This window comes from Variovorax sp. Varisp36 (assembly GCF_047304235.1).
Lineage (GTDB): Bacteria > Pseudomonadota > Gammaproteobacteria > Burkholderiales > Burkholderiaceae_C > Variovorax.
This window is the reverse complement of record NZ_JBGLYU010000042.1, coordinates 40,992-54,604: the sequence shown is the minus strand read 5'-3', so window position 1 is coordinate 54,604 and position 13,613 is coordinate 40,992. Positions and strand designations below refer to the sequence as shown.

General features: G+C 67.7%; 11 protein-coding genes. 4 read left to right on the top strand and 7 right to left on the bottom strand.

Translation table 11 applies throughout. From position 1 onward, the window contains the following. Window positions 1–47: 47 nt before the first annotated feature. The 7 genes from ACCD11_RS21870 to ACCD11_RS21840 all read right to left on the bottom strand — a co-directional run bounded on the left by ACCD11_RS21870 (window position 48) and on the right by ACCD11_RS21840 (window position 6,955). Window positions 48–779 (bottom strand): ABC transporter ATP-binding protein, encoded by a 732-nt coding sequence (locus ACCD11_RS21870; RefSeq protein ID WP_413315443.1) that lies wholly within the window; start codon window positions 777–779, stop codon window positions 48–50. After that, complete coding sequence (locus ACCD11_RS21865) at window positions 776–1,540, bottom strand: ABC transporter ATP-binding protein (RefSeq protein WP_007829834.1); 765 nt, start codon at window positions 1,538–1,540, stop codon at window positions 776–778. The genes ACCD11_RS21870 and ACCD11_RS21865 overlap by 4 nt, the downstream gene beginning before the upstream one ends. 41 nt (window positions 1,541–1,581) lie before the next feature. Further along, complete coding sequence (locus tag ACCD11_RS21860; protein ID WP_413315442.1) at window positions 1,582–3,027, bottom strand: PHB depolymerase family esterase; 1,446 nt, start codon at window positions 3,025–3,027, stop codon at window positions 1,582–1,584. Window positions 3,028–3,252: 225 nt separating this feature from the next. Further along, entirely contained in the window at window positions 3,253–4,440 is a 1,188-nt protein-coding gene (locus ACCD11_RS21855) for a substrate-binding domain-containing protein (RefSeq protein WP_413315441.1), read from the bottom strand. Between the two features lie 132 nt (window positions 4,441–4,572). Continuing rightward, window positions 4,573–4,860, bottom strand: coding sequence for a hypothetical protein (locus tag ACCD11_RS21850; RefSeq protein WP_413315440.1), 288 nt, complete (start codon window positions 4,858–4,860; stop codon window positions 4,573–4,575). Then, window positions 4,857–5,192 (bottom strand): hypothetical protein, encoded by a 336-nt coding sequence (locus ACCD11_RS21845; RefSeq protein ID WP_007838001.1) that lies wholly within the window; start codon window positions 5,190–5,192, stop codon window positions 4,857–4,859. The genes ACCD11_RS21850 and ACCD11_RS21845 overlap by 4 nt, the downstream gene beginning before the upstream one ends. Before the next feature lie 233 nt (window positions 5,193–5,425). After that, window positions 5,426–6,955: a sigma-54 interaction domain-containing protein gene (locus ACCD11_RS21840; protein WP_042674253.1), complete on the bottom strand. Its 1,530-nt coding sequence runs from the start codon at window positions 6,953–6,955 to the stop codon at window positions 5,426–5,428. A 137-nt stretch (window positions 6,956–7,092) separates the two neighbouring features. Here ACCD11_RS21840 and ACCD11_RS21835 point away from each other — a divergent pair, with 137 nt between their 5' ends. Genes ACCD11_RS21835 through ACCD11_RS21820 form a run of 4 tightly spaced genes read left to right on the top strand, consistent with a single transcriptional unit; the run spans window position 7,093 to window position 13,611 of the window. Then, window positions 7,093–7,797: a CerR family C-terminal domain-containing protein gene (locus tag ACCD11_RS21835; protein WP_413315444.1), complete on the top strand. Its 705-nt coding sequence runs from the start codon at window positions 7,093–7,095 to the stop codon at window positions 7,795–7,797. Further along, window positions 7,794–9,287, top strand: a complete 1,494-nt coding sequence (locus tag ACCD11_RS21830; RefSeq protein WP_413315439.1) for an efflux transporter outer membrane subunit — start codon at window positions 7,794–7,796, stop codon at window positions 9,285–9,287. Before ACCD11_RS21835 ends, ACCD11_RS21830 begins: the two co-directional genes overlap by 4 nt. Next, on the top strand, window positions 9,284–10,474 hold the full coding sequence (locus ACCD11_RS21825; RefSeq protein WP_413315438.1) for an efflux RND transporter periplasmic adaptor subunit: 1,191 nt from the start codon (window positions 9,284–9,286) through the stop codon (window positions 10,472–10,474). The genes ACCD11_RS21830 and ACCD11_RS21825 overlap by 4 nt, the downstream gene beginning before the upstream one ends. 20 nt (window positions 10,475–10,494) lie before the next feature. After that, complete coding sequence (locus ACCD11_RS21820) at window positions 10,495–13,611, top strand: efflux RND transporter permease subunit (protein ID WP_413315437.1); 3,117 nt, start codon at window positions 10,495–10,497, stop codon at window positions 13,609–13,611. The last annotated feature ends 2 nt before the right edge of the window (window positions 13,612–13,613 follow it).

Genomic DNA, 13,613 nt, shown 5'->3' with positions numbered 1-13,613 from the left:
CACCCCAACCCTCCCCCAGAGGGGGAGGGAGAAATACATCGAATACTTCATAGAGCCAGTCCAAGCAGCGATTGCTGCAGTTGCGCGTCCTCGGAGAACGCCGCCATCGAGCCGCTGTGCACCACGCGGCCGTTGTCCATCACCGCGACGGTGTCGCCCAGGCGTTGGGCGAAGTTGATGTTCTGCTCCACCAGCAAGATCGTCACGCCGCTGCGCTTGAGCTCGGCGAAGGCGTCGATCATGTTGTTGATCATCACGGGCGCAAGGCCCTTGCTGGGCTCGTCGATGATGAGCAGCTCGCGCGGCTCCACGATGGCGCGCGACACGGCCAGCATCTGCTTCTGCCCGCCCGACAGCTTGCCCGCCGGGTGGTTCCAGAACTTCTCGACCGCGGGGAAGAGCTTGAAGATCCACTTCAGGCGCGTGTCGTCGATCTGCGCTGCGTTCTTGGCGCCACGCGCGGCGAGCAGCATGTTCTCTTTCACCGTGAGGTCGGAGAAGATGCCCATGTTCTCGGGCACGTAGGCAATGCCCAGGCCGGCGATCTGCGGCGTGTGCTGTGCGGTGATCTCCTTGTCCCCGAAGCGCACCCTGCCCTGCGACGCATGCCACAGGCCCATGATGGTTCGCAGCGTGGTCGTCTTGCCCGCGCCGTTGCGGCCCAGCAGCATGGTGAGCTGGCCCTTCGGCACGGCGAGATCGACGCCATGCAGGATGTGATACGCCCCGATGTGCGTGTGCACGCCCTCGAGGCTCAGAAGAAGATTCTCGGCGCTCATGCAGCCTCCTTCGCGATGCCCAGGTACGCCTCCTGCACCACCGGCGAGGCGATCACCTCCGCCGGTTCGCCGTCGGCCACCAGCGTGCCGTTGTGCAGCACGATGATGCGGTCCGCGAGCTCGCGCACCACGTCCATCTTGTGTTCGACCAGCAGGATGGTCTTGCTCTTGTCCTGCTTGAGCTTGCGGATCAGATCGAGGATGACCGGCGCCTCGGCCGCGTTCATGCCGGCCGTGGGCTCATCGAACATGAAGACCTTCGGCTCCAGCGCCATCAGCAACGCCACTTCGAGCTTGCGCTGGTCGCCGTGCGGCAGGCTCGCCACGGTCGCGTGCTCGCGCGATTTCAGCGCCACGTCTCCAAGGATCTGGTCCGCGCGCTCGGTCAGCGCCTTGTGGTCGCTCCAGATGCTCCACAGGTTGAGCCCGCGCCGGTGCGCGCCCTCGCGCGTGGCCTGCACCGCGAGGCGCACGTTCTCCAGCACCGTGAGGTTCGGGAACAGGTTGGTGAGCTGGAAGGCGCGCCCCAGCCCCGCGTGCGTGCGCGCCGACGGCGACAGGCCCGACAGCGAGTGCCCGTCGAGCGAGACCGTGCCGGCGCTCGCCTTGAGCTGGCCCGAGATAAGGTTGAAGTAAGTGGTCTTGCCCGCCCCGTTGGGGCCGACGATGGCCGTCAGCGTGCCCGGCGCGAAGGCGCAGCTCACACCGTTGACGGCCACGTGCCCACCGAAGCGGATGGTCAGGTCCCGGGTCTCAAGCATCGTTGGTCATTGCGAATTGAAAAGAGAAATGAAGACGGACCTCAACAGGTGCCAATCACGTAGTAGTTGGGGCCGGTCTGCTTCAGCGTGGTGGTGACGTAGATGTTCCACAAGCCCATCGACTGCCCCGAGCCGTAGGCATAGGTAAGGCCCCACAGTGCATAGGCTCGCCCGGCCACGGTGTGCGTGTAGTTGCTCGCGGTGTAGCACGTTTCGCCGCCGCCGGAGCCCGCGGTGGTGGCGCCCGTGGCTGCGGCCGACATGGCGCCTTCGACGTTGCTCGCGTCCAGCGCGGCCACCGTCCAGCTGTACGTGGTCGATGCGGCCAGGCCGGTGTCGGTGTAGCTGGTGGCGGCGACGGGAGAGGCGTTGACCTTGCTGCCGCCGCGGTACACGTTGTAGCCGCTGGCGCCCGTGACGCCAGCCCAGCCGATCACCATGCTGCTGCTGGTCGCGCCCGAGGTGCCCACGCCGGTGGGCGCGGGCAGGCCGCTGCCGCCCGCCGAGCCGGTGACGCGGTCGATCATGGCCTTCATCGCCGCCATCTGCGGTCCGGATTTCTTGGAATAGTTGACGCTGTCGTAGCCCCACCAGTCCCAGCAGCTGTTGGTGGCGGCCGTGCTCGTCTGCGGGTAGACCAGCACGATGTTGTTGGTGTCGGCCCAGCGGTTGTAGCCGGTCTTGCGCACGTACTGGTCGCCCACGTCGGTGTAGTTCTGCTTGCAGCCGTGCAACACCAGGTGCACGCGGCACGAGGTGGTGGTGCAGGCCTGCGGCACGTAGATCCAGCCGGTGGTGGCCATCCCGTGGCCGGTGATGAACTCCGACTGGCTGAACTCGGTGAAGGTGCCGCCCAGCGTGCCGTTGTTGCGTGGGTTCAGCGGCCCGTAGAGCTGCGTGAGGATCTCGCCCGCGAGGTCGAAGCCGCAGTTGTTGATGTAGGGTGCGGCGGTGGTGCTGCAGGCGCCGCCGTAGTCGTCGGTGACCATCGCGTGGCCTGCGCCGATGTTGTTCTTGTAGACCGTGTTGGCGGTGGGCACGAAGCTCTGGTAGTAGGTCTTCAGGTCGTCCATGACCGCCTGCTTGACGGTGTTGTCCGATGTGCCCGAGAACAGGTACACCTTGGAGCCGCTGAGGTTCGACACCGGGTCGATCGCGCCGCTGGCGGCCCAGCTGTTGGTGGTGCTCACGAGCGACGACACCGGGATGCTGGTGCTGTGCGTCATGCAGCGCCCGGTGGCGTTGGTCACCGAGCCTTCGGCGCAATAGAACGGCCCGCCCGCCACCACGCCGACGCCGCGCTTGAAGGTGGCCGAATAGGCCACATGCAGTTGCACCGACATGAAGCCGCCCGCCGACAGGCCGGACACGCTCACCTCCGCCGGGTTGGCGCCGAGCGCCGGCAGCGGCACAGCCGCCGTGGCGGCATGCGCCGCCACCGCCATTGCCGCGGCCGCGGCAAATCCCTTCCAGTTCATCGATCGCATCGCTGTCTCCTTGTGTTGTGGGTATCGAACGCTTGCTTGCTGACGAATCGGCCGTGGATCAGGCTGGCTGCGCAGACGCAGGCTGGCGCTTCGCCCGGCGGCCATCCGGGGCGAAATGGAGAACACTCAAGGAACACCGCGGAACCGGCTTGCCGGGCCGCTGGTGTTGCCCCCGGTAGGGGTAGGCGCAGCGACACGAAGTGCGCGCAGCCTGGGGGCGAGCCCTTACCTTTTGTTCTTGATCGGGATGTCCATCTCTTCAGGCTTGATCTCGTGCACCAGCTCCGGCACACCCCAGGCAAACGCCGGGTCGACCTTGATCTTGAAGTGGTACATCGACTGCATCGCCTGGTGGTCTTCCTTGCGGAAGGTCATCTTGCCCTTGGGCGTGTCGAAGCTCATGCCTTCCATGGTGCTGATGAGCTTGTTGGTGTTGGTGTCGCCGTTGGTCTTCTTCAGCGCCGTGACCACCGCCATCGCGGCCGAGAAGCCGCCGGCCGTGAAGAAGTCCGGCGGCGTCTTGAACTGCTTGTAGTGCGCCGACACCATCGCCTCGTTCACCGGGTTCTTCGGGATGCCGAAGTAGTAGTACGCCGCGCCTTCCATGCCCGGCAGCGCCTTGTAGGCCGCCATCGCGGGCAGGATGTTGCCGCCGGTGGCGATCTCGATGCCGTAGCGCTTCAGGTCGAGGTCGACGATCTTGAACGGGTTGCCCGCGCCGGCCCAGACGATCCAGATGACCTTGCGGCCCGGCTGGTCCTTGAGCTTGTCGATCAGGCGCTGCGCGCCGGCCGTGAAGTCGGTGGTGGTGGGCGGCAGGTACTCCTCATGGACCAGCTTGGCCTTCTTGAGCGCTGCGCCGAAGGCCTTCACGCCGTCGCGGCCGAAGGCGTTGTCCTGCGCCAGCGTGGCGACGGTGACGCCCGGCTTGTCGACGGCCACCGCGTTGGAGATCGCATCCTGGCTCGAATTACGGCCGGTGCGGAAGATGTACTTGTTCCACTTGTCGCCGGTGATCGAGTCGGCCACCGCAGGCTCGACCAGCAGGATCTTCTTGTATTCCTCGGCCACGGGCAGCATCGCGAGCGCCACGCCCGACGAGGTCGGGCCGACGGCCAGCGCGGCCTTGTCGTCGGAATAGGCGGCCGCCAGCAGCGACTTGCCGAGATCGGGCTTGCCCTGGTCGTCCTTCTCGATGACCACGAGCTTCTTGCCGTTGACCATCATCGTGCCGCCGGTGGCGTAGTCCAGGCCCATCATGAAGCCGGTCTGGGTCTGCTTGCCGTAGGCCTCCAGTGCGCCCGTCTTGCTGTAGATGTGGGCGATGCGGATTTCGCTGGACTGGGCCCAGGCGGGTGCGGCGGCTGCGCAGGTGGCAAGTGCGGCCAGGGCGACGAGGTGGCGACGGTTCATTCTTTGTCTCCTGATAATGGTGACTGAATATTGCACAGTTCGTGCCATTCTCTAAGCCATTGATAACAAACACTTCTTTATTCGAGAAGAGCGCCATTCGACTGAATTCAGAACACTGGAGGCGTCTTTTTTTCAGACATCTGTCTTTTTATTGTTCAGGGTTTTCGCGGAGGCTTGGCGCTGCGCGATCCATTGCTTGAACTGACGCTCGGCCTGCATGCGGAATTCGTTGCGCGCGTGATTGCAGGCTGCGTGCGCGAGCCGCCGGTGCTTTGACGAACGGATGCCGCCGAAGGTCGAGTCCACGAGATGCTCGATGGTGGCGGACTCCGGCCGGCCCGCGGGCTCCTCGAAATCCATAGGCAACCCGCACCAATGGCAGTTGGGCCCGAAGGTGGAGCGCAGTGCCTTGATGCTCACAGGTTCGCGTATTCCAGGATCTCCTGGCCCATCAGCGTGCAGTCGTTACCCGACACGAAGTAGATGAGCCGCATGCGGTACTCGCCCTTGTAGATGCTGCCCCAGACTTCGAGCACCTTGAACTGCTGCTTCTTGTTGGCAGGGTTGCGGATCGGCGGCAGCTCCTTCACGTCGGGGCTGATGCGGATGCGGTCGTCCTCGCCGAAGTGGAAGGTCAGCAGCTTCTTGGCACGGGCGACGGCCTCGCCGGAACACTGGGGCGCGGCGTTTGCCAGGCTGGCAGCGGCGCAGAGGGCAAGGCAGGCAGCGGAGCGGGCAAGGGCCTTCTTCATCGGATGTGGCGTCGGAGTTGTGGGCTGGAGCGGGAGTATCGCTCTGACACCGGGCTCAATGCTCCGGTCACGGGGACTCCACCCAATAGAGCTGCTTGTGGCCCCGGGCCTCGTAGACCTGCTGGTCGTAGCCGGCAACCCTGCGGCTCTCGCATTCGTGCATCAGGACGCGCCAATGGACGTGTGGCGCTCGATGTCCGCGCGGCCTATCCTGCGCATGGCAGACAGCGGATTCAGGTTGGCTGTTCCTGACTCGTCATCCGCTCATACAAGGTCGCCCGCGAAATCCCGAGCAGCCGCGAGGTCGCCAGCTTGTTCCCGCCCGTCGAAGCCAGCGCCGCCGCGATCGCCTTGCGCTCCAGCTCGGCCACCTGCTGCGCCAGCGGCCGCAGCAACGCCGCTTCTTCATCCGCATCGTGCGCGCTCTGCAAGGTGGCCGGCAACTCGATCTGCTCCAGCCCAGCCTCGCGCAGGATGCGTTCGAGCTGCACGGAATCGATGCGCTGCGAGTCGCTGCGCATGGTCACCTGCTCCAGCACGTTGCGCAGTTCGCGGATGTTGCCGCGCCAGTGCTGGCCCGCGAGCAGCGCGAGCGCGTCGGGCGTGAGTTCGGGTGGCGCCTCGCCGCTGCGCAGCGCCATGTCCTCGCCCAGCGCCTCGACCAGCGCGGGAATGTCCGAGCGCCGCTCGCGCAGCGGCGGCACGCGCAGCGGCAGCACGTTGAGGCGGTAGTAGAGGTCTTCGCGGAACAGCCCCCGCCGCACCAGCTCCGGCAGGTCGCGCGAGGTGGCCGCGATCACGCGGGCATCGAAAGGCACGAGCTTGTTGGAGCCCAGCGGCTCGATCTCGCCCTCCTGCAGCGCACGCAGCAGCTTGGCCTGCAGGCCGAGCGGCATGTCGCCGATCTCGTCGAGGAACAGGCTGCCGCCGTCGGCCAGCTTGAATTTGCCCTCGCGGCCCTTGCGGTCGGCGCCGGTGAAGGCGCCGGGTGCGAAACCGAAGAACTCGGCTTCGAGCAGCGTGTCCGGCACGGCCGCGATGTTGACACTGACGAACTGGCCCTTCGCCCGCGCCGACGAGGCATGGATCGCGTGCGCCAGCAGTTCCTTGCCCGTACCGGTTTCTCCCAGCAGCAGCACCGGGCTGGCCGACTGGGCCGCGCGGCGCGCATGCCGCTTCACCTCCACCGCCGCCGGGCTGCTGCCGATGAAGCTCGCGAAGGTGTACTTGGAGCGGCGCTGGCCATCGGGCGCATGCTGGTAGAGCGGGTTGTTGCGCTGGCTCGCGAGTTCGCGCCGCGCGTCGTCCAAGTCGCGCTGCAGCAGCGCGAACTTGCTGATGAGCGGCTGCAGCGTGGTCTCGGGCTGGTCGAACAGCACGATGCCGATGGCGCCGATCACCTCGCCCGCCCCGCCCTCGCGCTCCTGGCGCAGCGGGAGGCGGCTGACCACGAAGGTGCCGGCCTTGTTGGTCAGCAGGTCCACGAGGATCGGCTCGCCGGTCTCAAGCACTCGCCGCATCTGGGTATTGGGAATCACGTCTTCCACCATGTGCCCCAGGAACTGGTCGATGGACGAAAAGCCCAGCGCCGGCAGGAAACGCCGGTAGCCCTCGTTCACCCACACGATGCGCCCGCTGCTGTCCACCAGGAACATGCCCTGGCTGATGCTTGAAAACAAATGAAACATCGAGCGCGCGGCCAGCGCGAGGATGCCCTCGGCGTCGAGGGGCAGTGTGGGCGGTGCGGTGGGAGCGACAGGCATGGCGGGATCGTAGCGCGCATCAATCGGCAACAAATCCGGCATCAAAGTCCGCGGGGAAATGCCCAGAATCGAAGTTGCAGACAAAAGCCTTCAGCGGCCCTTAAGTAAATCAATCGTTTGATTTCATGCATGGTTTAATGCGGGGCATGAATGCGAGAGACCCGATCACCCAGGCCCCGCGCCGCGCACCGCGCAGCGACGGCGCCGAGGCACGCCACCGGCTGCTCCACACAGCGCTGCGGCTGTTCGCGCAGAAGGGGTTCTCCAAGACCTCCACGCGCGAGATCGCCCGCGAGGCGGGGGTCAACATCTCGGCCATCAGCTACTACTTCGGCGACAAGGAGGGGCTGTACGCGGCCACCTTCAGCGAACCGATGGGCGGCGACTCCAGCGACCTCGTCGCCGCCTGCAACGTGCCCGGCCAGTCGCTCGAAGACACGCTGCGCATCTGCATGGTGTCGATGATCGACCCGCTCAAGCAGGGCGAGATCGTGCGGCAGTGCATCCAGTTGCACATGCGCGAGATGCTGGAGCCGACGAGCCGCTGGGCCGAAGAGCTGGAGCGCGACATCAAGGGTCCGCACCGCGCCATCGCCGACCTGCTGTGCCGCCACCTGAAGGTGGAGCGGGCCGACGACGACATCCACCGCCTGACCTTCGCGATCACCGGGCTGTCGATGCAGCTCTACGTGAGCCAGGATTTCATCGAGGCCATTCGCCCTTCGCTGCTGCGCACACCGCGCGCCATCGACACCTGGGCCGACCGCCTCACGGGCTATGCGCTGGCGCTGGTCGAAGCCGAGGCGGTCCGCCGGAATGCCGAGAGAAAGCTGAAGAAATGAGAAGACTCCGACTGAAACTGATGGCTGCCCTCTGCCTGGGCATCGGCCTGATGGGCTGTTCGCTGACGCGCCCGCCCGCGCAGGTCGAGGCGCCGTTCCCTGCGCAATGGCACGCTCCCCTGCCCCACGGCGGCTCGCTGGCATCGCTGGCCGACTGGTGGCGCCAGCTCGACGATCCGCTGCTGGTCGAGCTGATCGCCGCAGCCGAAGCGGCGAGCCCGAACATTGCCAGCGCAGCGGCGCGCGTGGCCGAGGCGCGCTCCACGCGCGTGCAGGCCGGCGCCGCGCTGCTGCCGAGCCTGGACGGCACGGCTTCGGCCAGCCGCGGCACCTCGGGCTTTGCTTCCAGCGGCGGCGGCAGCAACAGCAGCAACCTCTCCGCGAGTACGCCGATCACCACGCTGCAGGCGGGCCTGCAGTCGAAATGGGAGATCGACCTGTTCGGCCGACTGCGCGCCGACCGCGACGCCGCCGAGGCCAAGCAGAACAGCGCCAATGCCAAGTGGCACGACGCCCGCGTGGCGGTGGCGGCCGAGACGGCCAACGCCTATTTCGCCGAGCGTGCCTGCCAGCAGCAGCTGCGGGTATCCGAATCAGACGCGCATTCGCGCTCGGAGACGGCGCGGCTCAACGACCTCTCCGCGAAGGCCGGCTTCACCGCACCGGCCGATGCCGCGCTGGCCCGCGCCAGCGCCTCCGACGCCTCGGGCCGCCTCACCCAGCAGCGCGCCCAGTGCGCGGTGCAGCGCAAGGCGCTGGTGGCGCTCAGCGGCATCGACGAAACCACGCTCGAGCAGAAGCTCGCCGCCGCGCCAGCACAGCGTGCACTGCCAGCCGTAGGCAGCATCGCCAGCGTGCCGGCAGAGGCGATCTCGCAGCGGCCCGACGTGTACGCGGCCGAGCTCGGCGTAGCCTCGGCCAGCGCCGACGTAGGCTCGGCCGAAGCCGAGCGCTACCCCAAGCTCACGCTGTCGGGTTCGATCGGACGCACGCAATACCGCGTCAGCGGCGTGCACCAGTCGCTCGAGACCTGGACCGTGGGCCCGCTGTCGCTGACCGTGCCGCTGCTCGACGGCGGCGCGCGCAGGGCCAACACCGACGCCGCCAAGGCGCGCTACGCCGAGGCCGTGTCGCTCTACCGCGCCAACGTGCGGCAGGCCGTGCGCGAGGTCGAGGAGGCGCTGGTCAACCTCGACGCCACCGACGCCCGCACCACCGACGCCGACGCCGCGGTGAAGAACTACCAGGCCTCCTTCGACGCCACGCAGGCCCGCTACAGCAGCGGCCTCGCGAGCCTGTTCGAGCTGGAGGATTCGCGCCGCACGCTGTTCTCCGCGCAGACAGCGCGCGTCTCGCTGCAGCGCGAGCGCACCGAGGCATGGGTTGCGCTGTACCGCTCGATGGGTGGCGGCTGGAGCCGCTCCGCGCCCTCTTCCGAATCGTCCTCAATGACCACCACCCCGGCCACCCAGGTCGCGACGTCGCCATGAAAACAATGAAGCGTTCCACTCTCGTCATCGCGCTGCTCGCGCTGGTCGTCGTCATCGCGGCGATCTTCTTCGTGGCGCGCGGCAAGCCCTCGGACAAGGCGGCCGAGTCCGCCGCCAAGGCAAAGGACGGCGGCTCCGCGCCCAGGCCCGCGCTGACCGTCACCGTCGCCAGGCCGGAGGCCACCGAGCTGATGCTCACGCTCGCAGCCAACGGCAACGTTGCCGCCTGGCAGGAGGCCGTGGTCGGCTCCGAGTCCAACGGCCTGAAGCTGGCCGAGGTGCGCGTGAACGTGGGCGACGTCGTCAGGAAGGGCCAGGTGCTGGCCGTGTTCTCGCCCGAGACAGTGCAGGCCGACATCGCGCAGTCGCGCGCCTCGCTGGCCGAGGCCCGCGCCACCGCGGCCGACGCTGCCGGCAATGCCGCGCGCGCCCGCACGCTGCAGGCCACCGGCGCGCTGAGCCAGCAGCAGATCAACCAGTACCAGACGACCGAGCAGACCGCCAAGGCGCGCGTGGAGGCGGCCGAGGCGGTGCTGGCCGCGCAGCAGGTGCGCGGGCGCAACACACAGGTGCTGGCACCCGACGACGGCGTGATCTCGGCGCGCACCGCCACCGTCGGCAGCGTGGTCTCGGCCGGCACCGAGCTGTTCCGCCTGATCCGCCAGGGCCGGCTCGAATGGCGCGCCGAGGTCACTTCGGCGGAGCTGAGCCGCATCTCGGTCGGCACCACCGCCTTCGTGGTCAGCGCCAGCGGCGCGCAGGTGCGCGGCAAGGTGCGCAGCATTGCGCCCACGGTCGATCCGCAGACGCGCGCGGCGCTGGTGTACGTCGACCTTCCCAACGTGCAGCAGAACACCGGCATCAAGGCGGGCATGTTCGCGCGCGGCGACTTCGAGCTGGGCCGCAGCTCGGCGCCCACGGTGCCGCAGAGCGCCATCGTGCCGCGCGACGGCTTCAACAACGTCTTCCTGCTCAAGCCTGACAACAAGGTGGCGCAGATGAAGGTGCAGATCGGCCGGCGCCTGAACGACCGCATCGAAATCACCAGCGCGCTGCCCGACGGCGCCCAGGTGGTGGTGCAGGGTGCGGGCTTCCTCAACGACGGCGACCTGGTGCGCGTGGTGGATGCGCCCGCGCCCTCCGCGCAGCCGGCCAGGTCGGCGGCCTCCGCCGCCGCGGCCAAGTAAGCAATTCAAAGGACACGCCCATGAACGTTTCCGCCTGGTCCATACGCAACCCGATTCCGGCGGTGATGCTGTTCGTGCTGCTCACCTTCGGGGGGCTGCTGTCGTTCAACGCGATGAAGGTGCAGAACTTTCCGGACATCGACTTGCCGACCGTGACGGTCTCGGCGTCGCTGCCCGGCGCCGCGCCTTCGCAGCTGGAGACCGACGTCGCGCGCAAGCTCGAGAACTCCATCGCCACGGTGCAGGGCCTGAAGCACATCACCACCAAGGTGCAGGACGGCGCCGCCACGCTGATCGTCGAATTCCGCCTCGAGAAGCCGGTGCAGGAAGCCGTGGACGACGTGCGCTCCGCGGTGCAGCGCGTGCGCGCCGATCTGCCGGCCGACGTGCGCGACCCGGTCGTCACCAAGCTCGACTTCGCGGCCCAGCCGGTGCTGGCCTTCACCATCGCCTCCTCGGCCATGGACGACGAGGCACTGAGCTGGTTCGTCGACAACGACATCACCAAGAAGCTGCTCGCGCTGCCCGGCGTAGGTGCGGTGAACCGCGTGGGCGGCGTCGCGCGCCAGGTGCACGTCGACCTCGACCCGGGCAAGCTGCAGGCGCTGGGCGCCTCGGCAGCCGACATCTCGCGCCAGTTGCGCCAGGTGCAGACCGAGAGCGCGGGCGGCCGCTTCGACCTGGGCGGCAGCGAGCAGCCCGTTCGCACCATGGCCACGGTGCAGTCGGCTGACCAGCTGGCCGACATGCAGATCGTGCTGACCGACGGACGGCGCATCCGCCTCGACCAGGTGGCGCGCATCAGCGACACCATCGCCGAGCCGCGCGCGGCCGCGCTGCTCAACGGCAAGCCCGTGGTGGGCTTCGAGGTGGCCCGCAGCCGCGGTGCCAGCGAGGTGGAAGTGGGCCACGCCGTGCAGAAGGCGCTGGCCGACCTGCGTGCGAAGCGGTCCGACATCGAGCTGACCGAGGCATTCAACTTCGTCGATCCGGTGGACGAGGAATACAACGGCTCGCTGCACCTGCTCTACGAAGGCGCCATCCTGGCGGTGGTGGTGGTGTGGCTGTTCCTGCGCGACTGGCGCGCCACGTTCGTGTCGGCCATCGCACTGCCGATGTCGGTGATCCCGGCGTTCATCGGCATGTACCTGCTGGGCTTCTCGGTCAACGTGATCTCGCTGCTGGCGCTGTCGCTGGTGGTCGGCATCTTGGTGGACGACGCCATCGTGGAGGTCGAGAACATCGTGCGCCACCTGCGCATGGGCAAGACACCCTACCAGGCGGCCATGGAGGCGGCCGACGAGATCGGCCTGGCCGTGATCGCCACCACCTTCACGCTGATCGCGGTGTTCCTGCCCACGGCCTTCATGAGCGGCGTGGCCGGCAAGTTCTTCAAGCAGTTCGGCTGGACGGCCTCGCTGGCGGTGTTCGCGTCACTGGTGGTGGCGCGCGTGCTCACGCCCATGATGGCGGCCTACATCCTGAAGCCGATCGTCGGCGCGGAGAAGGAGCCGGGCTGGCTGCGCTGGTACATGCGCGCGGTGGAATGGAGCACGCACAACCGCTTCAAGACGATGGTGCTGGCCACCCTCTTCTTCTTCGGTTCGCTGGCGATGATCCCGCTGCTCAAGACCGGCTTCATTCCGGCGGACGACAACTCGCAGACGCAGATCTATCTCTCGCTCGCGCCCGGCTCCACGCTGGCGCAGACCACGGCCGCCGCCGAGGAAACCCGCAACCGCGTGATGAAGATCGACCACGTGAAGAGCGTCTACACCACTGTGGCGGGCGGCAGCGCGGGTGGTGACCCGTTCGCGAACTTCGGCACGCCCGAAACGCGCAAGGCCACGCTCACAATCAAGCTCGATCCGCGCGGCGACCGCCCGCGCAAGCAGGTGATCGAGAACCGGATCCGCACCGCGCTCGAAACGCTGCCCGGCGTGCGCAGCACCGTGGGCCTGGGCGGCTCGGGCGAGAAGTACATCCTGGCGCTCACGGGCGAAGACCCGGCGGCGCTGGCCAGCGCCGCCAGCGCAGTCGAGAAAGACCTGCGCACCATTCCCGGCCTGGGCAACATCACCTCCACCGCCAGCCTGATCCGCCCCGAGATCGCCGTGCGCCCCGACTTCGCGCGCGCCGCCGACCTGGGCGTGACCAGTTCGGCCATCGCCGAGACGCTGCGCGTGGCCACCCTGGGCGATTACGACCAGGCGCTGGCCAAGCTCAACCTCGCGCAGCGGCAGGTGCCGATCGTGGTGAAGCTGGAAGACTCGGCACGCAAGGACATCGACCTGCTCGGACGCCTCTCGGTGCCCGGCGCGCGCGGGCCCGTGATGCTGAACCAGGTGGCCTCGCTCACCATGGAAGGCGGCCCGGCCGTGATCGACCGCTACGACCGCTCGCGCAACGTGAACTTCGAGATCGAGCTTTCGGGCGTGGGCCTGGGCGACGCCAAGGCCGCGGTGGAAAAGCTGCCCTCGATCCAGAAGCTGCCGGCCGGTGTGCGCGTGACCGAAGTGGGCGACGCCGAGGTGATGACCGAGCTGTTCGCCAGCTTCGGCCTGGCGATGCTCACCGGCGTGCTGTGCATCTACATCGTGCTGGTGCTGCTGTTCAAGGACTTCCTGCATCCGGTGACGATCCTGTGCGCGCTGCCGCTCGCCTTGGGCGGCGCGTTCGTGGGGCTGCTGATCGGGCAGAAGGCGCTGTCGATGCCCTCGCTGATCGGTCTCATCATGCTGATGGGCATTGCCACCAAGAACTCCATCCTGCTGGTGGAGTACGCCATCGTGGCGCGCCGCGACCACGGCATGAGCCGCTGGGACGCGCTGCGCGACGCCTGCCACAAGCGCGCCCGGCCCATCATCATGACCACGCTCGCCATGGGCGCGGGCATGCTGCCGATCGCGGTCGGCTTCGGCGCCGCGGACTCCAGCTTCCGCTCGCCAATGGCGATGGCGGTGATCGGCGGGCTGATCACCTCGACTGTGCTGAGCCTGCTGGTGGTGCCGGCCGTGTTCACCTACGTGGACGACATCGAGCACTGGATCCGGCGCACCGTGCGCAAGCTGCGCGGGCAGCCGGCCGATCCGCACATCGACGACGACCTGGTCGAGACGCCTGCGGCGGGGCGATAAGC

Coding starts and splice junctions, on each gene's coding strand:
- ACCD11_RS21870 (WP_413315443.1), bottom strand. CDS start 779: ATGAGCGCCGAGAATCTTCTTCTGAGCCTCGAGGGCGTGCACACGCAC.
- ACCD11_RS21865 (WP_007829834.1), bottom strand. CDS start 1,540: ATGCTTGAGACCCGGGACCTGACCATCCGCTTCGGTGGGCACGTGGCC.
- ACCD11_RS21860 (WP_413315442.1), bottom strand. CDS start 3,027: ATGCGATCGATGAACTGGAAGGGATTTGCCGCGGCCGCGGCAATGGCG.
- ACCD11_RS21855 (WP_413315441.1), bottom strand. CDS start 4,440: ATGAACCGTCGCCACCTCGTCGCCCTGGCCGCACTTGCCACCTGCGCA.
- ACCD11_RS21845 (WP_007838001.1), bottom strand. CDS start 5,192: ATGAAGAAGGCCCTTGCCCGCTCCGCTGCCTGCCTTGCCCTCTGCGCC.
- ACCD11_RS21840 (WP_042674253.1), bottom strand. CDS start 6,955: ATGCCTGTCGCTCCCACCGCACCGCCCACACTGCCCCTCGACGCCGAG.
- ACCD11_RS21835 (WP_413315444.1), top strand. CDS start 7,093: ATGCGGGGCATGAATGCGAGAGACCCGATCACCCAGGCCCCGCGCCGC.
- ACCD11_RS21830 (WP_413315439.1), top strand. CDS start 7,794: ATGAGAAGACTCCGACTGAAACTGATGGCTGCCCTCTGCCTGGGCATC.
- ACCD11_RS21825 (WP_413315438.1), top strand. CDS start 9,284: ATGAAAACAATGAAGCGTTCCACTCTCGTCATCGCGCTGCTCGCGCTG.
- ACCD11_RS21820 (WP_413315437.1), top strand. CDS start 10,495: ATGAACGTTTCCGCCTGGTCCATACGCAACCCGATTCCGGCGGTGATG.